The organism is Capnocytophaga periodontitidis (assembly GCF_016126015.1).
GTDB classification, from domain to species: domain Bacteria; phylum Bacteroidota; class Bacteroidia; order Flavobacteriales; family Flavobacteriaceae; genus Capnocytophaga; species Capnocytophaga periodontitidis.
Map to the genome: position 1 here is coordinate 59,957 of NZ_JAEFDB010000008.1, position 23,259 is coordinate 83,215.

Genomic DNA, 23,259 nt, shown 5'->3' on the forward strand with positions numbered 1-23,259 from the left:
TTATGGCAAAGTGGTATGTTCTAAAATGGTTATGAACTCGCTGAATGTATCGCATACAAAGTAGGTATTACAATCGCTATTGGAAGCCTCAAAAAAGTGAGAATGGTCATAGAAATGAATACCTTTGGAGAAATCACCCACATCTTCGGTTACTAAAAGGAGCATTCCTCCTCCTGGATCAGTCCCAATGACAAGGCTTTTTTCGGGAAAATCGTCACTGAACTCTTCATAGGTTTCTATACATTCTTTTATATCGTAGAAAAGTTCAAACATAATGTATTCCTCTATATCCTTTACATAGAAATAGGCTTCATCAATGGTAGCACCGTCATTTTGGACTAAAAAATTAAAATAATCATTGGGCAAGGTAAAGCCTAAAAACTCCTGAAAAGCAAGGGCTTTTGCTTCACTCCCTTTGTTAATTGCTTCTATTTTCATACTTGTAAAACATTTGTTTTATAAATTGGTAAAGCGTTGAATTTTAACAATTGTACTTAATGCATTCCCCGTTTTTCTTCAAGGAATGACCTTAAAACAAGAATGGTAGACTGTTCTATCCATTTTAAGAAATTTTCAAAAACAACATAGATATAATTAGAGGGTATCTTAACATCTATATAAGCCTCTGTGTTTTCATCTTTAATTAAAAGCCAATCATACCCTTTTTCTTCAATTAGAAATAAATAAAAACCTTGAAAACACTCATCATTACAAGAACCTATATCATTAGACAACTCACTGCTTTCATTCCATAAAAAATCCATAAAATAGTCTGTAATATCTTTTGCTGAATAGGAACTTATTTCTTTAGATAATTTGCGATTCCCTTTTTTATCCAACACTTTTTCTATCATTCTTTTTGCAGAAGATAATAAGGTGGTTACAGTGTTATCACCTATCATTTTACCTTTACCCCATAAGCAGTAATTAATAAAAATATACTCTTGCATTTGTCTTAGTTCTGCTTCTATACAAAAAACATCTTTTTTACCTAATATTATACTATTCTTCATTTATTTTCTTACATATTTTTCTTGTTTTCCTCCTCTACTGCTCGTGCCATACACTCTTTTGTGTATTATGGATTGGTAAATGAACCTTAACAGCGTATTTAATTCATTACCTAAACCATTTTTCAAATCGACCGACCATAAACTCCTTTAAAACTAAATTCTTTGGCAAATGGGATATATAATCAATATCATTATAAGGATATGGCAAAACAAAGCAAAAGCCATAATCCTGATTGACGAATAAAGAATCAAACATTATTACTTGTTTATCTGTTTTACTAATAACTTCTTGTACTGTAATGCCTAAATAAAGAATATCTTTGTACTTGCCATAATAGGTGTTAGTGCAAGAAATATTGAGAATCTCTCCTTTTTCAGAGGTATTGATTTTTATATTCTTGTCGATAATATAGCGATGTATTTCATTGCTTTTTCCTTTGCTGAATATAACTTTATCCACTTCTACCTCTTGCAAATACAAATGGGGAAGGTATGAGTTTATATTCTTGCCTATATGAAATCCTGCAACAGATGTCCCTGATTTTATTTCATCATTGTAATTCATATTTTTAATGTTTCATTCTTTATGATCTATGATTTAAAATAAAGTATCAAATTCATTTACAACGCTATGAATTGCGACATAATTCTTTTAATTTTATTGTAAAACTGTTTAGTACAGCTGTTAGGATATTTTTATCCTCTATAAAATCCTTTTTCTTCTAATATTTCTCTCTCACAATAGTCTATAGAAATAAATGTAGTAATGACATTAAAAGTTAAATCATATAACATAGGAGGAAATTTACATTCATAAATTACTTCTCCATTAAATTTGCGATAATATAATTCGTTATCTTTGTAGGTTGGGCATTCTATAAGACTATTATAGGACAATAAAAAGTCAAACAAATAATAAAGACCTGAAATAAAACTATCAAAGGTTGATGGCTCTTTTCTTGTTGAATAATAAACTTCTTGTTTTATGGAACACCAATCAAAGTTAAAATGAAATGGCAAAAATACCATTTTATTAAATCCTTGCAAATTAGAATTTAGATATATTGCTTTATAATTAGCTAAATTACTTCTTAACACCCAATCTTCTAATAATAAGGTGTTTTTCTGTAATATAGAAAGATAAGAAGTATTGAAATCACTATCTATTTGCAATAATTCATCTCTTATTTTCTCATAAAAATAATTCCATTTTTTCATAATGTACTATAGGGAGGTAAAAACTCTTCTTTTTTATTCATATTGTTATAAGCTGTAGGAAAATCTTCTATCAAATAAATCTCAGGTTTATAGAATGAACTCAAAACAATATCTTTTGTCTCTTCTGTGAATAGCAACCCTTGTTCATAAGCTATCCTATCGTAATAGAACACGCCTTTTTTCTGCTCTTTTATAGTTATATTGGGGTATAGATATTCAAAACGATTACCCGCTATACGTTTTTTCCCTTCTTCTTCTACGACAAAAGAAGAATTATCCACCTCTAAAAGGAAAAGAACAAAGTAGGACTTATCCGAGCAAGATACTCCTTTCGAGTGTTGCACCAAACAAGGAGATACTACATAACGATTTTCCCCCCAATACGCTGATAAAAAAGATAAAAACTCTTCTGAGACAACCATTATTCTATTTCTATAGAAAACCCAGTCAAACCTAACATTTCCTTTGTTTTTATAGGTAAGAAGCATCTGAGAAGGGATGTTTTTCATATATTTCCAATCAGAATTAGTAGGATTTTCTAAATCTGATAACTCAGCATTGTAAAAGAACTGGGCACCCTGCTCTCCAGCGTGTTGTAGTCATAAACCATATAAATAATTTTTTTTTCATCTTTTTTTTATAAATAAGTTGTTAATTGTTATAATATCCCCTCCTCTACTTGTTCTAAGATATAACTCCACCAAGTGTTTTGATCCAAACAAGGAGTGTCTATTTTTAAAAAATGTCTTTTTATAGTTTTTAGCTTTTCCAAGCGTAATGTATCGCTATATTCTTCCTGAAAATCAAATTTTTTAGTAAAAAACAGCAAGCAATCTATGAGTTGGTTTAAGGACGAATTTATAAAAAGAGTACTCTCTGATAGGTAATAAACAGAATGGTTGCTATGGCTAACCCCTATTTTATCCTCGTAATCAACTCCTATAATATAAAAATCACCTTCTGTATAAACGGGAAGTTTAAAAGAAAGCCCTATAAAGCTAAGGTCTAAAAAGTTTTTTATTATTTTCTCTATCTCTAATATATCCATTTCTATTTAGATAAATTGGTGTTTGTTGAATGTTCCTTATTTCTAAAAATATTCCTATCTTCTAAAGAAAAAAGGCGGGGTGTTTGCTTCAAACGGATAGGATATATTCCATAAATTAACTACTCCTCTACTTTGGGATTTTAACGAGTAAAAGGATTTTTGCCACTGATAATTACATTATCTTCGCTCGTCAAACAAATCATAGCATCTAAATTTACATCTGTTATATAAACATCTAAACTACTGGGTAATTGAGGGATAATTAACTTTATATTATTCCACCCAGATATTTTGTATATATCATCTCCTTTTTCTGTAAAGATAAAAAAATCACCTTCTAATGGCAACTCTAAAATAGCCCTTATAGCTTCTACCCCATAATATACTTTTCCTAAATCTTTAAGACATTCAAAATATCGTAAAAATCGTCCGCTATTCAATTGGGTATTATCCACATACTTGCTCAGTATTTTAGTTTTGTATTCTTTACTTACTATACCAAAGTCATTAGCTGGTATTTTAGACTCAATAAGGGAGTCTTTTAGTAGTTTATCATCTATTTTCATAATGAATAATCAGAGTATTTTTTAGATTTTGTTGTTTTCTTCCCAAAACTCTACTAGCTTTTCATACAAACAATGGATTAAAAGCATTTCATCTTCTTTAGTTAAAGTCTTTGTGAAATCTTTTTTAAAAAGGTAATATTTAATTTGTTGAGAAAAGGCAAAGTTAGTCGGTAATTTGTATTTAGAAGCTAACCACTCGCTAAACCCCTCTAACAATATATTATCTTTAGCTAAATCATAGCCAATAATAAGAGATACATAGTTATTATAAGTACTATCGGGTACAAACATACCGATGCAGTCCTTTATATGTTTAAACAATTCTATTTCTTTCATATAACACACTATCTACAATTTTTAAAAAGAATATCGGCTATAAAACGCCTACAAAGTCAGCGAGGGCTCACAGCTGGGTATGTGAAACGCGAATCTGTACTTTTAACGATTGATGGTTAATAATTTTAAAAATGTTGCTCTTGGGATTTCTTCAGCGCCTAAACTTTCTAAATATTCACTGTGAATTTGGCAATCTACTAAGGCGATATGAGGGTGGGCTTGCAGGAAGGTGATAAAACCGTACTGTGAGGCGTTAGGCTGCTTGCTAAACATACTTTCTCCACAGAAAATTTTGCCGATTTGAAGTCCGTATAAGCCGCCTACAAGGGTTTCGCCTTGCCACACCTCTACCGAGTGTGCAATTCCTTGCTGATGGAGGATTGTATAGGATTCTATGAGTTCGGGGTGAATCCAAGTGCCGTGTTGGTCTTTGCGGGGCACTGTAGCGCATTGCTGCATTACTTCGGTAAAACAACGGTTGTAGGTAACGCGATAAGGAGCTTTGCGGAGGAGTTTGCGCATATTTTTGCCAATATGCAGTTTTTCGGGGAAAAGCACAAAGCGAGGGTCGGGACACCACCATAGTACAGGTTCCCCCTCATTATACCAAGGAAAAATGCCTTGAGAATAGGCTTCTATGAGTCGGGTAGGGGAGAGAGAACCTCCAAAAGCCACAATTCCTTCCTCCGAAGCGGTATCGGGGGAAGGAAAAGGCGTTTCATCGTTTATTAAGTATATCATTCTTAGAATGGTAGATCGTCTTCGGGTTCAGCAGTTGGAGCACTTTGTGCTGGAGGAGTGCCAAAAGCTTGTTGTGGAGAAGGTTGGAATGATTGTTGAGCAACTTGAGGTGGGTACTGAGGAGGCACTTGTTGTTGGTACTGAGGGGCTGCTTGCTGATATTGAGGAGGTGCCTGTTGGTATTGTGGTTGTGCATAGCCTTGCGGAGGGTAAGCAGGTTGCCCATAGCCTTGTGGATAAGTTTGCCCTTGCGGAGGATAGTTTTGTGCCATTTCGGCATTTTCGATACGCCATCCTTGTAAGTTTACAATGTATTTGGTCTCTCCTTGAGGGTTTACCCACTCACGACCGCGAATATTGAAACTGATGCGCACTATTTGTCCTTCTTGAAAGTTATCGAGTAGCGCACATTTTTCCTGTACAAAGTCAAATGGGATGTACTGAGGGTATTGTTCCTCGGTCATAATTATAACATCGCGGCGTTGGAAGCCATTTTGCCCTACGGTTTGTGTAGGTGTAATTTTGATGATTCGTCCTTGGATATCCATATTGGTATTTTTATTTATTGGTTATTCGTAAATAATGATTTGTAAGGGCAAAGGTAGTACAAATTTAGATATTAGCAAATAGTTTTGTAAAAAAATATAAATGAATCTAACTCATAATCAACTATTGTTTATTACCTGCTTACTATAGCTGTAAGAAATAATACATATTTTATACGCTCTTTATCACTATTCTAAATAATATTTATACCTTTGCACCAAATTTTAAACTAATTCATTTTACAAATACATTTTTGTATGAGAAATTATATCCAACATTCAGTAAAAGTGATGATAGCTCTAGCGTTCATCGCTTTGGGCAGTGCTTGCAAGAAAAGCGATAGCCCAGAACCTCCCAAACCAGAAAATGGCAAAGTAGCTATTGAAAACCCTGCTTTGGTAACTGCCTTAAAAGAACAAGGCTTTACTTTTGAAGGCAATACCCTTGTAGTAAACGACAAAGTGCGCACCACTACTTCACTTAACCTCAGTGGCAAACAGCTTACCGATGTAAAAGGCTTAGAGGCTTTCCCAGCCCTTAGTGAGGTAAACCTCAGCAACAACAAGTTTGCGGAAGAATTTGACTTTGCGGCATTGCCTGCAACGGTAAAGAGCGTAAACCTCAGTGGTAATGAGCTGTACGACTTTAAAAACCTCGCCACTACCGACTATAGCGACAATGCCCAAGAGCCTTATAAGCTCATTCGCAGTTTTGATAAACTGGTATTACCTGCAACCGCTAAGTACAATCTGGATGTATTGCCTGCCTACGTAAAACTCGCTCCTAAGAGTGATGTACAGATGCTCAACGCACAGGGTACAGCTGAGAAATATACTACCTTGCGCGAGGTACCTGACCCTGTGTTGTTGCAATATTTGAAAGCTAATTTTGCAAGTGTGTTTAGTGGTGATAAGATTGATATTAGCAAGAGTATAAAAGTAGATGAAAGAGCCAATGCTGTAAAAATATTAAAAGGTGAAGAAGGTTATAATGAGCCTGAATTTGCTAACCTTAAAAACTTAGAAGGCATTATTTTTATTACAAATAATCCTTTATTTCGCGGAGATGTAGAAATACGAACCTTACCTGATGAAAATTTTGTAGTCGATAATTTAAAGATATCACCCAAAACAGGAAGTGTTGTCCTCTATGGGGTTAGTACACCTAACCTAAACTTAACCAGAGCAGAAGATCTTTTTGCTTTTTGGGCTGTTCATAATAAAGGTATTACTAATGTCAATTTATCAGCCTCTAAAAAAATTATGCAACGAGGAGAAACAAGTCATTTGGGTTTTGTAGGTGATTTTATTATAATTGCAGATTGCCCTAATTTAAAAACTTTTACCTTGCCTGATGTTTCTAAAAGTACCGTTTCTCCTATTTCAATATTTGCAATCTCTCTTTTAGAATTACCTAAGCTTACTTCTACTATTGATTTAAGTAAAATACAAGTTTTTTCTTCTCTTCAATTAGCTAAAATACCAGCAACTACTAAAATTATATATCCTGCTGATATTAAATATTTTACAATAGGAGGAAATAAAGAAAAAGAAGGTCAGTTTGGAAAATTAATTTTAACTATTACAAAAGATATATACGACAAAGAGGAAACAAAAGCTTTTATCCAAAAATATCTTCCTAATAATAGAATTACAACTTCATACAATTTTGTAGATAATTTATTAGAGGATTCAGAAATTTATGACTATACTGACACCAATAATGAAAGTGGCCGACCTTCCATCCACAACCGAAGTTTTTTAAATAAAACTAACAATAAAGCACTAACTCTTAACGAAATCGTAAAACTTAGATTCGGAAACTCTAAGCATAAAAAGTAATTATCTAAATTTAATAACTATGTCAAATTTATTTAAATCGATAGCTTTTGTAGCTATCTTAGGAATGGCATTAGTAGGATGCCAAAAAGAAGAGGCGAACATTGCTGATCATCCAGCTAATGAAGGGAACTCACAAAACGCTAATGAGACGACAGTTGTTAGCGAACATCCCTCTGTTAATTCTAACTTCACTGTAGATAGTGTAGTGGGAAATTACAAAGGTGAAATTAACCAAGTAAAGATGAACGGAGAAAATAAAGACTCTGTTTCTGATAGAACGGTAAATATCACCAAAAACGGCAATAACAAGTTTAACCTAAGTGTTGATGCTTTTAAAGTAGGAAGAATGCCTGCTAAACTAACTATCAACGTTAAGGGTATCACATTAAATAGTGACGGTACTTTTTCAGGAAGCTTTTCTAATGGAGTAAACTTACTGTTGACTGATTACCCTGCCAATATTAGAGGTAAATTCTTTAAGAAAGATAATGCGACAAAAGTAGAATTTACTTTGGAAAGTAGCGGAACCTATCTTTTATTTGTAAATTTTGATGCTTCTGTACACTTTGACACTTACTAAAAAGTAGTAACTTTAAGGGGCTGTCCTAAAAGTTTTTCTTGAGGGGGCGTTTGCAGCACATACCCAGCTATCGCTGGCTTTCCTACATAACACACTCTAAAAGTGATTGATTATCAGGCTTATAGACTTTGTCAAAGTTTTTGGGACTTTGACGTACGACAAAGTTTATGATGCATGGAGAAAGAGACGACAAGAATGGTACACTGTTTTTTACCCCTACTAAAGAGATTTTTGATCGCCCAGAAACCAAAACTTTTGTTGAAATGTATATTCCTGACAAAAAAATAGAAACTTCAGTATTTACAGACGCTCCTTCTTTAGAAGTATATGATTATCTTCCATTATATGATAATGAAGATGAAGAAGATACAGGTAGAGCTTCACGTATTCAATCTAAGAAAAATAAAGCAGATGATTTGTTCTTAAATCTCATAAAAAGAGAAATAAATAAGCAAAAAAAGTTGCACAATAAATAATTATTTGTACCTTTGTGCCACAAAACTTATTTACAATGAGTTTAAATAAAGGATTAGTAACTTTTAAACATTATCTATATGAAATATTCATTTTTAAAAATGATTGCTTTTACAGCAATCGCAGTTGTGGCATTCGTAGGATGCCAAAAAGAAGAGTTGCTACTTCTATACTTGTGATTGAAAAAGCTAAGAAGATGCTATCATTTTCTATTTAAACTGTAATAAACAAAATATACTTTAAACTAACAATATTAAATATTTTCATACTATGAAAAACTTTATCCAACATTCAATAAAAATAGCACTTTCAGTAGTGCTCATCGCTTTAGGCAGTGCCTGCAAGAAAAGCGATAGCCCAGAACCTCCAAAACCAGAAAATGGCAAAATAACTATTGAAAACGCTGCTTTGGTAACTGCCTTAAAAGAACAAGGCTTCACTTTTGAAGGCAATACTCTTGTAGTAAACGACAAGGTGCGCACCACTACTTCACTTAACCTCAGTGGTAAGCAGCTCTCCGATGTAAAAGGCTTAGAGGCGTTCCCTGCACTTAGTGAGGTAAACCTCAGCAACAACAAGTTTGCACAAACGTTTGATTTTGGCACATTGCCTGCAACGGTAAAGAGTGTAAATCTCAGTGGTAATGAGCTGTATGACTTTAAAAACCTTGCTACTACCGACTATAGCGACAATGCCCAAGAGCCTTATAAGCTGATTCGCAGTTTTGATAAGCTGGTATTGCCTGCAACCGCTAAATACAATATGGACGTATTGCCTGCCTACGTAAAACTTGCTCCTAAGAGTGATGTACAGATGCTCAACGCACAGGGTACAGCTGAGAAATATACTACCTTGCGCGAGGTGCCTGATGCAACCTTACTTCTTTATATGAAAAAACACTATTCAAGCGTGATGAATGGTGATAAAATAGACCTTTCAAAAAGATTAAGTTCTGAAGAGGCTAATAATGCGTTTATGATTTCACAAGCTCCACAATATAATCCTAATATAATTGATACTTCTGAGATTGATAATATTGAAGGAGTTGAGTATATTATTAACAACCCTCTACTTAGTGCATTAGTTCACATTCAGTTAAGCACAGATAAAAAGCAAACTATTCCGTATATAAAGTTAGGACAAAAAGTAACAGCATTTGGAACTGTTTGGGTAGACACCCCTAATATAGATTTCTCAAAAGCTGAGAGTTTAACTGCTATTCAAATAATGAATAATGCAACTGTAAAAAAAATAGATTTATCTGCTTCAAAAACAATGATGCAAAAAGGAGTTGCTAATCACAATAATTTTTCAGGTACTGCTATTCGTTTTGCAAACTGTTCACAATTAGAAGAGGTAATCTTGCCTGATGTAAGCAAGGCACCTTCTCCTATTTCTGCCTATAATATTGCCTTTTTAAATCTACCCGCCTTAAAATCAACTATTGATTTTAGTAAGTTACAAGTGGCACAAGATATATATTTTGGAGGCATCTCTGCCAAAATAGTTTATCCTACATATAAATTTCAATATTACTTAACTAATGGAGAAAGAGACGACAAGAATGGTACACTGTTTTTTACCCCTACTAAAGAGATTTTTGATCGCCCAGAAACCAAAACTTTTGTTGAAATGTATATTCCTGACAAAAAAATAGAAACTTCAGTATTTACAGACGCTCCTTCTTTAGAAGTATATGATTATCTTCCATTATATGATAATGAAGATGAAGAAGATACAGGTAGAGCTTCACGTATTCAATCTAAGAAAAATAAAGCAGATGATTTGTTCTTAAATCTCATAAAAAGAGAAATAAATAAGCAAAAAAAGTTGCACAATAAATAATTATTTGTACCTTTGTGCCACAAAACTTATTTACAATGAGTTTAAATAATGAATTAGTAACTTTTAAACATTATCTATATGAAATATTCATTTTTAAGAATGATTGCTTTTACAGCAATCGCAGGTGTGGCATTCGTAGGATGCCAAAAAGAGGAACTCAACTCTGCTGAGGCAGGATTAGTTGCCAATAGTCAAGCAGCTGTTCAGCAAAATGCTGAAAGGCAAAGAACTACTATAACAGTAAACGATGTAGTAGGAGAGTATAAAGGAACTCTTGATAAGGTTGTAATGAGGGGTAAAGACAAAGGTAAAGTACTAAACCAAATTTTTACTGTAAGTAAATATAACAACAGTAAGTTTAATTTGCATTTACCAGCTTTTAAAGTAGGGGAGATGCCCGGTACTATCGAAATAAAAGCCAATGGTATTAAACTTAATAGTGATGGTACTTTTAAAGCCTCTAATATCTCAAATGGAGTACTCTTAACAGTTCCCGTTATTGGGTTAAATCGTTACCCTATTACTTCTATGGAAGGTTCTTTTACTCCAACTAATGATGGTCGCTATAAATTACAGGTAGGTATTCATAGTGAAGGAAAAATATTCTTCTATATTACTATCTTTACTGCTTATGTACATTTTGAGGGAGACCAACAATTAGGAAACTAATCCTCTACCTCTTACTCTTAAAAGTCAGAAAGTAACAACTACAATTGTTGCTCTCTGGCTTTTACTCTTAACTTCAACTGTAATTAATTTCCTTACTATGAAAAAAATACTTTTATTATTTATAGGGCTTGCTCTTTTGGCTTGCAAAAAAGAAGAACAAAACAAGCCTATTGAAAATACCGACCCTAAACTGCAAACAGCTATCAGCGTACTAAAAGGCGATATGGTATTAGGGCAACACGTGAAATTGGCTGGTACGGACAGATCATTATTGCCTTCGGGCGTACCTACCAAATTTACTTTTACTTGGGACGAGCCCAGCAAACGCCTCAAAATGCATCTTGAGAAAATACAACCGGGCACTATGCCTTTTGCCGTAACAATGCACGCCTCCTTGGAGGCAATGGAACTCAGCTATTGGGACAAGCAGGAATACGAGGGCAATTGGATAAAATTCTACGACAAAGCTGCCGTAACTACCCCTTATATACCTGACAATTACCAAGGTCCCACTATCACTAAAGAAGGGAGTACCATTGTTACGGGCTTCTTCAATGTAGATACACACGAGGTGTATTTCTTAATCCAATACAATATGATGAACGTAGTGGGTACGATATTTAAACAAAAAATTGACCGCTCTCGCTTAGCTCACTTTCAGGAAGAACTCGATGCCTACGAAGAGGCGTTGGCAGAAAAAAAATTAGACACAGGGGGTGAAAGATTTCGCGGTGATAACAACCAGCAAGCTATTACGCTTTTGGGTGCTACTCAAACTATTACGGCTAAGCTCACCTACGAGGGTAAAACTACAGAGGTAGCCTTGCCTATCACCTTTGTGTGGGACGGTAAAGAGCCTAACAATGTAACAGGGCGTATGCAACTATCGCTTGCCAAAACGGCAGTGAGTGGGGTGAACTTGCAATTGGCATTCAGTGGCAAAGCGCGTTTTATAGATGTGCTTACCAAAAGTGAAGAAGCTATCTACGGGCAAGGCAATACCGATAAAACCAAACTCAAAGCAGTGGAAGTAACCACTACCCTTTGGAACGCTACGGGTACACAAACGCTTAAAACTTCTGCTAAAGGCGAAGTGCGAATGATTGTGAATGTAGAGAAAAAAATAACCTCCTTCTCTTACCTTAACAAAGAATTAGGACTTACCATTTATGCCAAAGAAGTAGCTATAAGACCTTAAGTTAATGAGAATCACCATATCCATTTTACTATTTCTATTAGGAGGAATCCTCTCAGCCCAACAAGTGCGTATGCGGGTGCTCGACAAGAGTACCCGCTTGCCTATAGCTGCTGCTGTGGTGAGTTATACCGAGCCTGCTTATAGTGATAAACTACAGCACAGCATTGCCGATGACAATGGCATTGCCCTCCTGAAAAGGCGCAAGGGGGGTGTACTGCATTACACGGTGCAGTCGCTGGGCTACACACTGCTAAAAGGTACGCTAAACGCAGAAAACGAGCTCACGGTATACCTCAGTGAGGAAACTACCCAATTGGCGGGCACTACTCTCACAGGTAGAACGACGGGTGCTACCGTGCGCCCCACCAAAGAAACACCTACGGTGGTGCAGGTCATCACTGGGCAGGAGTTAGTGAAAGCGGGGTATAGCAATATCCAGCAGGCGCTGATGCAGGAAACCCCTGGGATGAATATCCAAAAGGTAGGTTTTGGCAACGAGATAAGTATGCAGGGCTTGGATGCGCGCCATATCCTCTTCTTGATGGATGGCGAGCGTATGACGGGTGAAATGGCGGGCAACCTCGATTACGAGCGCTTCAACCTGCACGCTGTAGAGCGCATTGAGGTGATGAAAGGGGCGTCGTCTACCCTCTACGGTTCGAGGGCAGCAGGAGCAGTCATCAACATTATCACCAAGAAAACAGATAAGCCTTTTGCTATTACGGTAGGTTCGCGACACGCCGAGATGAACGAACGCAATTACCACAACCCTGAGCGGCGAGATTTTCTCTATATGTTTGAAAAGAATGCCGATAAGCCCAACCTGCAATCGTGGGTATCGGCAGGGGCTAAGATAGGGAAGTTTACTACCCAAACGGATGTGTGGTTCAGCAGTCAGGATGCGTATTACCTTTACCAAAAAGAACCCGATCGCAAGGTGTATACCAAAGAAGCCAATCCGTTTCTCAGTAAAGATACTGTAGTGCAAGCCACCTTTTTGCGTCCGCCAATGGGTATTGAGGGGGTTGAGCACCTATCGGCTTCACAAAAACTGTATTACGACAGCAAAAACTTAAGCGTACAGCTATATGGCACGGGCTTTTTGATGAACTCGTATGATATGGTGCAAGACCTCTATTTCTCGCAAACCAAAGACTTCACCGGAGGGCTAAAACTCTCCTACCGCCTCAAAAACTATTTCGCACTACACGGCACTTTCCATACCGACTTTTACGAGCGCTACAAACGTCACGAACGCCGTGATGTAGATAAAAAGGTGTATGATTCTAAGATTATGCAACCGCGTCTCACGCTCACCTCGCAATACTTCAAAAAGCACGACCTCATTTTGGGGATTGACTATTTTCAAGACGACCTCACCAGCGACCGCTTTGCAGCCAATCGTATGCTCACACGAGGGTTGAAGGAATGGGAGTTCTTCTTTCAGGACACCTATACCATAAGCCCTAAGTGGCAAGTGGAAGCCGGATTGCGCACCAATTACAGTCTGCAATTTGGTACGATGGCACTGCCGAAAGTAGCCATAAAATTCTCGCCTACCGAAGCCCTTTCGTACCGCTTGAATTACGCCAAAGGTTATCGTTCGCCTTCTATTAAAGAGTTGTTTTTTAATTGGGATCACTTGGGAATGTTTCAAATTATAGGCAATGAGATGTTACAACCCGAGAAAAACCATTACTTTTCGGTAGGAGCTGAATATGCGGTGCCTAAATTCTTTATTTCGGGGAATGCCTTTATCAATCAGTTTCAGGATAAGATAGAGGGGGTGTGGAAAATCTACGAGTTTCAGTATAACTTTGAGTATATGAACCTCAGCCAGCAACGGCTCTTAGGCTTTGACCTGCTCACCCGCTGGAAGATAGTGCCCCCCCTTACGCTCAACGCTTCCTATTCGTATGTAGATGTAAGTAAAACAGAAGGCTTGCGCATCAACACTACCTCGCCTCACGCCGCTACCGCAGGGCTTGAATACAAATGGTATCGCGACAACTACGACCTATCGGCAAACCTGACGATGAGTATGATGGGTAAGAAAACCTTTGATGTGCAAGATCGCATCACGGTGCAGGAAGAAGTACCTTTATACGGTGGTGGTACGCAACGGCGCCCTGTGAGCAAAGAGGCGTATTTTCGTTGTGAATTGCCTGCTTACGCACTCTTCAACTTAAATGTACAACAGCGCTTTTTGAAACATTACAAGCTGAACGTCGGGGCAAATAATATTTTCGATTATAAACCTTCAACCTTGGGCTCTGGCGTAACGATGTTCAACATTCCTGCTACTGCAGGGCGTAGGTTTTTTGTGCAGGTAGAGATCGATTTTTAAATTAGCAAATATGAAAAGAATCTTATATAGTATACTGATAGCTTTGTTGAGTACGGCTTGTGTGAAATATGAGGCTCTGCCTTTTACAGGCAAAGTGCTACCGCGTCGTTCGGGGTACATCAATAATGTCACCAACGATTGGATATACTATAACCTCCGTACAGGTGAGATATTCAATGCCTACCAAGTGAATGCCGATATTATAGAAGGCAATCAGAAAAATAGATTAGACTGGGATTTAGCATTCTGTGGTAATAAACTTCGCACCAATAGCGGCACCAGTGGCAACGGACACGGAGGAGCTGCCGATATGGGCTTTCAGGGGTATGACCGCTGGACGAGTGTTTCGCAACTGCCTCACGACCTGCAATGGGTAGTAGATACCGACAACGTATCTATCACTATGTCACAACGCGAGTGGATAAGCTATACCGTAGCCCATAATATCACAGGTATCCCTTGGTTTGACCCCAATAAAGGCCCCCAACAAACCAAAACCAATGCTAATCCGTTACTCAATAAGGCGTTGGTGTTCTCAGGACCGCCCCCCTCTTATACTCCCTCGTTTCACACTTATATCATCCGCACTGCCGATGGGTTGCGCTATTTTAAGTTACAAATAGTGAGTTGGTATGACGAGAGTATTGAAATAGGCGACACAGGGGGGCGTATTAGTTTTTATTGCGATGAGTTGAAGTAAATCAAAAAAAGTAGTATATTTGCCTTGTTATTTATCACATACTGAAAACTATGAGAATATTTATTACCTTTTTGTGTTGGGGCTTTTTTACTTTGGCACAAGCAATATGGAGCCCCTATAGAATCAACGTATGTAATACCTATCAAATATTCTTTTGTTGATGAATAATCACTAAAAATATTCTTTCATTGTATAAATATCTAAGAAGCCTTTGCGACCGTTTTTTTCTATTTGGTAGAAAGCTTCGGTAATGGGTACTAAAACATCGTATTGAGGGGTGGTGAATTGAGGGTAAATGCCTACTTTGCCATTTTGGTAGAAAAGAATCCGTTCGTTTTTATCTTGTTCTATCTTGTTGAAAGCAATAGGGAGGAGCTGTTTGCCTTTGAGCTGATGAGATTTGTGATATTCGTACTCAAAAAGACCAAAGAGGTTGCCTTGTTGCACTCGTAAAGCTTCAAAAGGGAATTTTTCTTCTATGGAAAATCCTGAAAATTCTGTTGTACCATCTGCAAAAGCAATTTTTTCAGTTGGCTTGCGATCTATAAGGTAATGCTTTTCCTTGATAATATTGGGATTATTAGAGTCTACTCTTCCTATATAAGGCTTAGGAGTTTGCTTAATGCGGTATTCTAACCAACGTTCTATAAAACTAGTTCCACATTCTTCTATTTCTCTTTCAGGTTTATCGAGTTCTTCGCCACAACAATCATAGTAATGAGCTCCATTGTCATCGAGTACTTCCAAAGCATTCAGGTGTAGATATACCTTTTTTAGGTTTGGAAAGAGCATTTGTTGCAGATACATGTTGTAAATCTCTAAAGAACTTCCCTTTTTTGCTAAGATAAAATGCCCATTGAACTGAATATCATCATAAGCAGAGGGTAGTACCCGTTCTCCATAGTCATCTATCAAAATATATTGTTTATCCTCTTTTTGTATATCGAACATAGTTTCTATATAGCGCCCTTCAGAAAAACAAGGTTTTGAAGTAGGTTCCTTCTGTTTTTTTAAATGAAATGACATTGGTTTCCTTATACTTACAGCGGTACTTATATCATATAACAGATTTTTATTATCTGTAGGAATCAACAGATAGCTAAGAGCATTACCTCTCGCTAAAGCATAAGCCTTCTTGCCATTGCTAAAATCTAACTCAATAGGCGTTTGGTATGATATCAACATATCGCTGAGTGTACTGATTCTCACCAAATGAGGATTGATAAACTCAAGACGAATTGTATACCCGTCTTTTTCAGAAGTATAAACATTTCCTGTAAAGTTACTGAGTTTAGTAGTGCGCAAGTCCTTTGTATTGAAAAAAGTAGCTTTTTGTTGTAATATTTTACTATCTATAGAGCTATGAGAAGCGATAAGCCATTGCTTATTTTTAGGTCGCAAAAAAGCTCCTAACAGAGAGCCATCAGTTTTTTGATGACAGAAAAATAGACGTCCATTGGGTTCAAAACCAATACTATTTATACTATCGGACGGGATTACTATCTGCGCTTGAGCAGTTGAAAATAAAGTCAAGAAGAAAAATAAGACCCTCATAACAATTAACGATTAACAAGTAACAAGTAACAATTGGCAAAGAATGTGCCAGCAAAATTACTTTTTCAGTTCTTCAATAGTTTCGGTATTGAAAAGGGCGTGTCCTCTTTCTTCAAAGGTTGCAACAATGCTGCGTATTTTCTTTTTTAACGCTAAGGGAAGTTTGTAATAAGAACGATCTATTTGGGTATGTCGCCCATCGTCTAAGCTAGAATTTTGATGACGAATGGCAGTCTTCTTTCCTAAGTAGTAAATAATGAATTTTACTCGGTTTTCTCTGTTTGGCTCTTCGGACTCAGATTGCGTATCATATAGTACAATAGGGTCTATATAGCCATCGTTGTTGAGGTCGGTGAGACTTATATAGCGCGTGTAGAACCATATCGCTTTTTCAGTATCATCAATAGCATCGGTAATTGTCCAAAGTACTTGAGGCGGTGTTCCTTCTTTTAGAAGCACATTGAATGCTTTTATAGAGGTTGCTTTATCGGGGTTGCTATTATTTTCAGAAATGATAAGATACTGCTTGCCTAATTTATCTTGAAAAGCATACACTTTCCTGATAGGGAATGTTACCCCTATTTCTTTAAGCGTTTCCTGGGGGAAAAGCACTTGTACTTGTTTATCTGTAAGGAGTGTAGCTCCTGAAGGGTCGGGTTGTGCTTGTAGTGATAAGAAGCCAAAAAGCAAGAATAGATAAAGATTTTTCATAAAACTAAATGAATTTAAAAAAGCTGCCCATTATCTTGAGCAGCTTTTTGTTATTTATAACTCGTTATTCGTCATTCGTAACTCGTCATTCGTAACTCGTCATTAAACTACGCCTTGGTCGAGCATTGCGTGCGCTACTTTCATAAAGCCTGCAATGTTAGCACCTTTCACGTAGTTGATATAACCCTCTTCTTGACCGTATTTGAGGCAAGCGTTGTGGATAGATTCCATAATTTGGTGCAATTTAGCATCAACTTCTTCGCTTCTCCACGCGAGGTGTGCGGCATTTTGAGTCATTTCAAGACCAGAAGTTGCTACCCCTCCGGCGTTCACTGCTTTACCAGGAGCGAAAGGCATTTTAGCATCTTGGAAAGCTTTGATAGCCTCAGGAGTACAACCCATATTCGATACTTCGGCTACGAGTTTTACACCATTTTTGATAAGCATTTGAGCGTCATCACCGTCTAATTCGTTTTGGAATGCACAAGGCAAAGCAATATCACAAGGGATGGTCCACGCTTTTTTGCCTGCAGTAAACTTACTTTCTTTAGCAAATTTTTCGGCAAAAGGAGCTACGATGTTGCGGTTAGAAGCGCGGAGTTCGAGCATATAGTTAATCATTTCGTGAGTCATACCATTAGGTACTTCCACACAACCATCGGGGCCTGAAAGTCCGATAACTTTTGCGCCCAACTGAGTTGCTTTTTGTGAAGCTCCCCACGCTACGTTACCAAATCCTGATACTACTACGCGTTGTCCTTTGATATCTCTGCCGAGTTTTTTAAGCATATGGTCTACAAAGTAGAGCGCGCCATAACCTGTAGCTTCAGGACGAATGAGTGAACCTCCCCAGTTGATACCTTTACCAGTGAGCACCCCAGTATTGTATTCGTGGGCTAATTTTTTGTACATACCGTACATATAACCTATTTCGCGTCCGCCTACACCCACGTCGCCAGCAGGCACGTCGGTATCAGGGCCTATGTATTTCCAAAGTTCAAGCATAAAGGCTTGGCAGAAACGCATAATTTCGGCATCAGATTTACCGGTAGGGTCGAAATCAGACCCCCCTTTAGCACCTCCCATAGGTAGGGTAGTAAGGGCGTTTTTGAAAGTTTGTTCAAAACCGAGGAATTTAAGCATTGAAGGGTTTACAGCTTTGTGGAAGCGGATACCACCTTTATAAGGGCCTATGGCAGCATTGAACTGCACGCGGTAACCGAGGTTGCTTTGCACTTCACCTTTATCGTCAACCCAATCGACACGGAAGGTATGAATGCGGTCGGGCTCAACAATGCGTTCAATAATTTTAGCTTTGGCAAATTCGGGGTGCTGGTTGTACACCTCTTGTACTGATTCAAGCACTTCGTGTACAGCTTGTAAGTACTCTTTTTCACCAGGGTGTTTCGCCTCTAAAGAGGTCATAATTTTTTTTACGTCCATAATATATTAATTAGTTATGAATTATGTGTTAATGAATTGTTTTGGTTACGCAAATATATTAATGAGCGACAAAAGTACTTAATATTATTGAAATGTGCAAAGAAAACGAAAGAAATTTTTCTTAAAAAGAAAATATAAAGATTTTAACTTATCTAAAGCTCGAAAATTTATAGCTCTTTTTAGTCTTGTTTTTGTACTAAGCCACTAACAAATTGTTGATATTTTTATTTTTTCTTTCGCAGAATTTGCATTTTAAATAAAAAGCACTATTTTTGCCCCCGAAAAGAAATCTAAAAAAACTTATGTCTTTATTTCTTAGCATACTTCCGATTGCGCTCCTAATCTATTTGATGGTAAAGAAAAATGCGCTTCCTTCGTATATTGCACTTCCACTGATTGCGGGATTGGTGTATATACTTCACCTTACTTATTTTAATGGCTCGTTTGTAGCCCTAAATGCCAATTTTATCAAGGCAATTATCTCGGTAGCTACCCCTATTACAGTAATTTTTGGGGCAGTGCTCTTCAACCGAATGATGGAGATGACAGGGGCAATGAACGTATTGCGCCGCTGGCTGGGCAATATCAGCCCTAATCCTGTTGCTCAACTGATGATTATAGGCTGGGCATTTGCCTTTATGATTGAAGGCGCCAGTGGTTTTGGTACGCCAGCAGCTATTGCCGCTCCTCTATTAGTAGGCTTAGGTTTCAAACCCTTGCAGGTGGCCATTCTCGCCCTAATTATGAACTCGGTACCTGTATCGTTTGGAGCAGTAGGTACGCCTACGTGGTTTGGTTTTGGTACGCTCATTGGCAATGGAGCTATTTCCGACGATCAGCTTTCGGATATTGGTAAAATTACGGCTATCATACACCTATTTGCAGCTTTCGTAATTCCGATAATGGCGCTGAAAGTGATTGTTTCGTGGCGACAAATACGCGAGAATATTGTTTTTATTCTCATCAGTATCCTTGCTTGTACCTTGCCTTATGTGGCCATTGCGTGGTTTAACTACGAGTTTCCTTCGTTGGTAGGGGGGGCTATTGGTCTTTTCATTTCGGTAGGGGTTGCCAGCAAAGGTATTGGTTTATCAAAAACTGATAACAGTGAAATACAGCACGAAAAAGTGAAGACTCCAGAGTTGTTGAAAGCCCTCTTCCCGACGGCTTCACTGATAGTAATTTTAGCACTCACTCGCATCAAACAACTCCCGCTAAAATCTATTTTGAACGATACTACCGAGTGGTTTACTATTAAATTAGGATATTTAGGAGATTTTCAAGTAACTAAAGGATTGATTTTCTCGTTGAAGAATATTTTTGCTACGAGCGAGAGTGAGAGTTACAAGCTGCTTTATGTGCCAGCGCTCATTCCGTTTGTGGTGACGGTGTTGATTTCAATTCCGTTGTTCTCACTGAAATGGAAGCAAACTAAATCGCTTTTTTCAGCCAGTTTTGTACAGATACAAAAGCCTTTTTTAGCATTGGTGGGGGCACTTATTATGGTGAATGTAATGCTGATGGGAGGAGAAAACTCAATGGTGCAAATTATAGGTCGTGGTTTAGCCGATGCTACGGGTAGTTATTGGACGATGTTTGCTTCATATTTAGGTGCTGTTGGGGCGTTTTTCTCGGGCTCGAATACCGTGTCAAACCTCACTTTTGGGGCAGTACAATATTCGGTGGCTAATACCACAGGGCTTTCAATCCCTTTGATTCTCGCCTTGCAATCGGTAGGGGGTGCGATGGGTAATATGGTGTGTATCAACAATATTATTGCGGTATGTTCGGTATTAGGTATCGACAGAGCTGAGGGTAAAATTTTAAAAGTTACAGCGGTACCTATGTTTGTATACGGAATTATAGCGGCTGTAGTAGCGCTTTTAGTAATACCGCTCATTTTTAGCTAACGGATTAATAATTAATAAACAACAGCAAAAGGCTGCATAGAACATTTATTCTGTGCAGCCTTTTCCAATTAATTAATTTAACCCATTTTAAACATTTCACTTCTTAGCAAAAGTAAGCAGAACAGTTCCTTTATCGTCCTTTAGTAATAACTGTTCGTTTTTCACTTCATATTTAGCTACTTTTTTCATTGCAGAGCCAAAGGCATCGGCAACTTCCATTTTGTCGGGGCAAAGCATTAGTGTAGAAGCTAAATCACTAAACACTAATTCGTTATCGGATACTTTTACGATGCCTCCCATAAAGGTATTACAGCTGTCGGAGCCATTTACCTTCATTTCTTTCACATTGAGTTTTAGGGTAGGTTGTGCTTCGGCTGTTACGGCAGTAGTTCCCATAGTAACTAATTGCCATTCACCTTGCAAACTATTAGAATTAACGCGTGCAGTATTACAACTGCCTAACCCTATTGCTACAGATAATAGCATTAAAAACTTGATTTTTTTCATTGTATGATTACTTTAAAATTATTTCTCGGTAAAATAGATATCAAGCCCCATTGTACCATCGTCATCCTGACTATAAAACGCCATTAGTTCCTCTTCGCGGTAGTAAAATTTGTAATCTTGATAAGGATAGGGTTTATTAGATGCCGAAAAGATAATTTGGTTGTTGCGTTTATTGATGCGCCAAGCCACCTCTACTTTGTAGATGAGACGTGGTTGCTTAGTAATCGTTAGTTTTTCTTCTTTGATGATAGCTTTATCTTTCAAAAAGGTTACAAAGATATATTGTTTTGTATTGATACTATCACCAGCGGCTCTTTTAGTAATTTCACCCTCAAAGTGCCTATCGATGAGGTCGGTGCGTTCTTGTGCATATAGGTTTAGCACGCCCAAAAACAAGAGGATAACGAGAATTCTATTCATAACATTTACTTTTTTAAAGGTTTATATATTGAGTTGTTATGCTTCAAATGAGGTTGTTTTCTCGGTTTGGGTTGTAGTAGAACACTGCTGGTTGAATGGTTTTATTTGATATATTTTTTGAGTGTTTTGAGCAACTCGTTAGTTCTGAGGTTGTCGCCTTGGGCTAATAGGTTGCCTTCGGGGTCGATGAGAAAAGGAGCAGGGATGCTACTAACGCCATAGCTATTAGCGGCTTTATTTTCGCTGTCCCATACGTTGTACCATACCATTCCTTCCATTTTGATAGTGTCGAGCCAAGAGTCTTTATCTTTAGGTCTATCAATGGATACAGATAGGATAACAAAGTTTTTTCCTTTGAGCTCTTTATAGGCTTGTTTGAGGTATCTGTTTTCTTTTTTGCAAGGCATACACCACGATGCCCAAAAGTCGATGAGTACGTATTTACCGCGTAAGGAAGACAACTTCAATTCTTCACCATTGGCTTGTGGTAAGGTGATTTCGGGTACGGGTTTGTGGCGTTGCAATGTTTGAGCAAAGGTTGGTGCAGTTGCTAAAAGGAAAAGCGCTATGGCTGTAAATAATAAATTTTTTCTCATTTGTGATTTTGTTTTTTAGTATTCAGATTTTACTCATACAAAAATCTGACCATTTTTTAATGATTTGTTTTTGAGGTTATTTAATTAGAAATATCCTCCTTTTTTGCGGTCTTCCATCGCTGCTTCGGTTACTTTGTCGTCTATACGGGTTTCGCCGCGTTCTGAGATGCGCGAAGCAGTAATTTCGTTTACCACTTCTTCAAGGGTTGCCGCATTGCTTTCTACGGCGGCGGTGCAGGTCATATCGCCTACAGTGCGATAGCGCACACGCTTGTTGAGAATGGTATCATTTTCATCTATTTGAATGAAAGGTGATACAGCGATGAGGCGACCTTCGTGTTCGATTACTTCGCGGTTGTGAGCGAAATAGATAGAAGGGAGTTCAATTTTCTCTTGTTGGATATAGCTCCACACATCGAGTTCTGTCCAGTTTGAGATGGGGAACACGCGTACATTTTCACCTTTTTGGATTCTACCGTTATAGATGTTCCAGAGTTCAGGGCGTTGTAGTTTTGGGTCCCACTGACCGAACTCATCTCTTACTGAGAAGAAACGTTCCTTGGCGCGAGCTTTTTCTTCGTCGCGGCGTGCGCCCCCGATGCAGGCATCGAAATGGAATTCTTCAATAGTATCTAATAAGGTGTGTGTTTGCAGCCAGTTACGAGAGGCGAATTTGCCTTTGGGTTCAGTAAGACCTTTAGCTTTGATAGTATCTTCTACTTGTCGTACAATGAGTTCAGCACCAATGCGTTTGGCAAGGGCATCGCGATAAGTGAGCGCTTCGGGGAAGTTGTGACCTGTATCGATATGAACCAACGGGAAAGGTATTTTCATAGGAGCAAAGGCTTTCATAGCCAAGTGCACCAAGGTAATAGAGTCTTTTCCACCGCTAAAAAGTAGAGCAGGGCGTTCAAATTGAGCTGCTACTTCGCGCATTATATAAATACTTTCAGCTTCTAATTGTTTTAAATGTTCTTTATTCACGATTGTTACTTG

Annotated in this window: 26 protein-coding genes; 9 read left to right on the top strand and 17 right to left on the bottom strand. The window is 37.7% G+C overall.

Features of this window, described 5'->3' with window-relative positions:
• The 10 genes from I7X29_RS11075 to I7X29_RS11120 form a co-directional block, all read right to left on the bottom strand.
• Positions 1-438 carry an SMI1/KNR4 family protein gene (locus I7X29_RS11075; protein ID WP_198474717.1) on the bottom strand — a complete coding sequence of 146 codons (438 nt, stop codon included), beginning with the start codon at positions 436-438 and terminating at the stop codon, positions 1-3.
• A 56-nt stretch (positions 439-494) separates the two neighbouring features.
• A complete protein-coding gene (locus tag I7X29_RS11080) occupies positions 495-1,013 on the bottom strand; it encodes an Imm42 family immunity protein (RefSeq protein WP_198474719.1) in 519 nt (172 codons plus the stop codon).
• A 106-nt stretch (positions 1,014-1,119) separates the two neighbouring features.
• A complete protein-coding gene (locus tag I7X29_RS11085) occupies positions 1,120-1,578 on the bottom strand; it encodes a hypothetical protein (RefSeq protein ID WP_198474721.1) in 459 nt (152 codons plus the stop codon).
• A gap of 131 nt (positions 1,579-1,709) precedes the next feature.
• Positions 1,710-2,231, bottom strand: coding sequence for a hypothetical protein (locus I7X29_RS11090; protein WP_198474723.1), 522 nt, complete (start codon positions 2,229-2,231; stop codon positions 1,710-1,712).
• Positions 2,228-2,740 carry an Imm43 family immunity protein gene (locus I7X29_RS11095; protein ID WP_198474725.1) on the bottom strand — a complete coding sequence of 171 codons (513 nt, stop codon included), beginning with the start codon at positions 2,738-2,740 and terminating at the stop codon, positions 2,228-2,230. The genes I7X29_RS11090 and I7X29_RS11095 overlap by 4 nt, the downstream gene beginning before the upstream one ends.
• A gap of 149 nt (positions 2,741-2,889) precedes the next feature.
• Complete coding sequence (locus I7X29_RS11100) at positions 2,890-3,279, bottom strand: immunity protein (protein ID WP_198474727.1); 390 nt, start codon at positions 3,277-3,279, stop codon at positions 2,890-2,892.
• Positions 3,280-3,419: 140 nt separating this feature from the next.
• The gene (locus tag I7X29_RS11105) at positions 3,420-3,845 is read right to left on the bottom strand and encodes a hypothetical protein (protein WP_088593386.1); all 426 of its coding nucleotides are present in this window, start codon (positions 3,843-3,845) and stop codon (positions 3,420-3,422) included.
• A 21-nt stretch (positions 3,846-3,866) separates the two neighbouring features.
• Positions 3,867-4,181 (bottom strand): hypothetical protein, encoded by a 315-nt coding sequence (locus I7X29_RS11110; RefSeq protein ID WP_198474729.1) that lies wholly within the window; start codon positions 4,179-4,181, stop codon positions 3,867-3,869.
• Between the two features lie 102 nt (positions 4,182-4,283).
• Positions 4,284-4,922: a leucyl/phenylalanyl-tRNA--protein transferase gene (gene aat, locus I7X29_RS11115; RefSeq protein WP_198474731.1), complete on the bottom strand. Its 639-nt coding sequence runs from the start codon at positions 4,920-4,922 to the stop codon at positions 4,284-4,286.
• Positions 4,923-4,924: 2 nt separating this feature from the next.
• Complete coding sequence (locus I7X29_RS11120; protein ID WP_198474733.1) at positions 4,925-5,470, bottom strand: DUF3127 domain-containing protein; 546 nt, start codon at positions 5,468-5,470, stop codon at positions 4,925-4,927.
• Between the two features lie 255 nt (positions 5,471-5,725).
• Here I7X29_RS11120 and I7X29_RS11125 point away from each other — a divergent pair, with 255 nt between their 5' ends.
• The 8 genes from I7X29_RS11125 to I7X29_RS11160 all read left to right on the top strand — a co-directional run bounded on the left by I7X29_RS11125 (position 5,726) and on the right by I7X29_RS11160 (position 15,122).
• Positions 5,726-7,309 (top strand): leucine-rich repeat domain-containing protein, encoded by a 1,584-nt coding sequence (locus I7X29_RS11125; protein WP_198474735.1) that lies wholly within the window; start codon positions 5,726-5,728, stop codon positions 7,307-7,309.
• Between the two features lie 19 nt (positions 7,310-7,328).
• Entirely contained in the window at positions 7,329-7,889 is a 561-nt protein-coding gene (locus tag I7X29_RS11130) for a calycin-like domain-containing protein (protein WP_009413987.1), read from the top strand.
• 167 nt (positions 7,890-8,056) lie between these two features.
• Positions 8,057-8,365 (top strand): hypothetical protein, encoded by a 309-nt coding sequence (locus tag I7X29_RS11135; protein ID WP_198474737.1) that lies wholly within the window; start codon positions 8,057-8,059, stop codon positions 8,363-8,365.
• Positions 8,366-8,633: 268 nt separating this feature from the next.
• Positions 8,634-10,208 (top strand): leucine-rich repeat domain-containing protein, encoded by a 1,575-nt coding sequence (locus I7X29_RS11140; RefSeq protein ID WP_198474739.1) that lies wholly within the window; start codon positions 8,634-8,636, stop codon positions 10,206-10,208.
• A gap of 78 nt (positions 10,209-10,286) precedes the next feature.
• Positions 10,287-10,877 (top strand): calycin-like domain-containing protein, encoded by a 591-nt coding sequence (locus I7X29_RS11145; RefSeq protein ID WP_198474741.1) that lies wholly within the window; start codon positions 10,287-10,289, stop codon positions 10,875-10,877.
• A gap of 97 nt (positions 10,878-10,974) precedes the next feature.
• A complete protein-coding gene (locus tag I7X29_RS11150) occupies positions 10,975-12,075 on the top strand; it encodes a DUF4903 family protein (protein ID WP_198474743.1) in 1,101 nt (366 codons plus the stop codon).
• A gap of 4 nt (positions 12,076-12,079) precedes the next feature.
• A complete protein-coding gene (locus I7X29_RS11155; RefSeq protein ID WP_198474745.1) occupies positions 12,080-14,422 on the top strand; it encodes a TonB-dependent receptor plug domain-containing protein in 2,343 nt (780 codons plus the stop codon).
• 10 nt (positions 14,423-14,432) lie between these two features.
• Positions 14,433-15,122 (top strand): HmuY family protein, encoded by a 690-nt coding sequence (locus I7X29_RS11160; protein WP_111972199.1) that lies wholly within the window; start codon positions 14,433-14,435, stop codon positions 15,120-15,122.
• A gap of 171 nt (positions 15,123-15,293) precedes the next feature.
• On the opposite strand, the gene I7X29_RS11165 is transcribed toward I7X29_RS11160, so the two are convergent.
• From I7X29_RS11165 to gdhA, 3 genes are all read right to left on the bottom strand, one after another.
• Positions 15,294-16,676 (bottom strand): hypothetical protein, encoded by a 1,383-nt coding sequence (locus tag I7X29_RS11165; RefSeq protein WP_198474747.1) that lies wholly within the window; start codon positions 16,674-16,676, stop codon positions 15,294-15,296.
• 57 nt (positions 16,677-16,733) lie between these two features.
• Positions 16,734-17,387 carry a M949_RS01915 family surface polysaccharide biosynthesis protein gene (locus I7X29_RS11170; protein ID WP_198474749.1) on the bottom strand — a complete coding sequence of 218 codons (654 nt, stop codon included), beginning with the start codon at positions 17,385-17,387 and terminating at the stop codon, positions 16,734-16,736.
• A 102-nt stretch (positions 17,388-17,489) separates the two neighbouring features.
• Positions 17,490-18,830, bottom strand: coding sequence for an NADP-specific glutamate dehydrogenase (gene gdhA, locus I7X29_RS11175; protein ID WP_198474751.1), 1,341 nt, complete (start codon positions 18,828-18,830; stop codon positions 17,490-17,492).
• Between the two features lie 302 nt (positions 18,831-19,132).
• On the opposite strand from gdhA, the gene I7X29_RS11180 reads away from it, so the two are divergent.
• Positions 19,133-20,740 (top strand): L-lactate permease, encoded by a 1,608-nt coding sequence (locus I7X29_RS11180; protein WP_198474753.1) that lies wholly within the window; start codon positions 19,133-19,135, stop codon positions 20,738-20,740.
• Positions 20,741-20,836: 96 nt separating this feature from the next.
• On the opposite strand, the gene I7X29_RS11185 is transcribed toward I7X29_RS11180, so the two are convergent.
• From I7X29_RS11185 to cysD, 4 genes are all read right to left on the bottom strand, one after another.
• A complete protein-coding gene (locus I7X29_RS11185) occupies positions 20,837-21,247 on the bottom strand; it encodes an META domain-containing protein (protein ID WP_009413975.1) in 411 nt (136 codons plus the stop codon).
• A gap of 18 nt (positions 21,248-21,265) precedes the next feature.
• Entirely contained in the window at positions 21,266-21,667 is a 402-nt protein-coding gene (locus I7X29_RS11190) for a hypothetical protein (RefSeq protein ID WP_009413974.1), read from the bottom strand.
• A 101-nt stretch (positions 21,668-21,768) separates the two neighbouring features.
• Positions 21,769-22,263, bottom strand: coding sequence for a TlpA family protein disulfide reductase (locus I7X29_RS11195; RefSeq protein WP_198474756.1), 495 nt, complete (start codon positions 22,261-22,263; stop codon positions 21,769-21,771).
• An 84-nt stretch (positions 22,264-22,347) separates the two neighbouring features.
• On the bottom strand, positions 22,348-23,247 hold the full coding sequence (cysD, locus tag I7X29_RS11200; RefSeq protein ID WP_198474758.1) for a sulfate adenylyltransferase subunit CysD: 900 nt from the start codon (positions 23,245-23,247) through the stop codon (positions 22,348-22,350).
• Positions 23,248-23,259 lie beyond the last annotated feature (12 nt).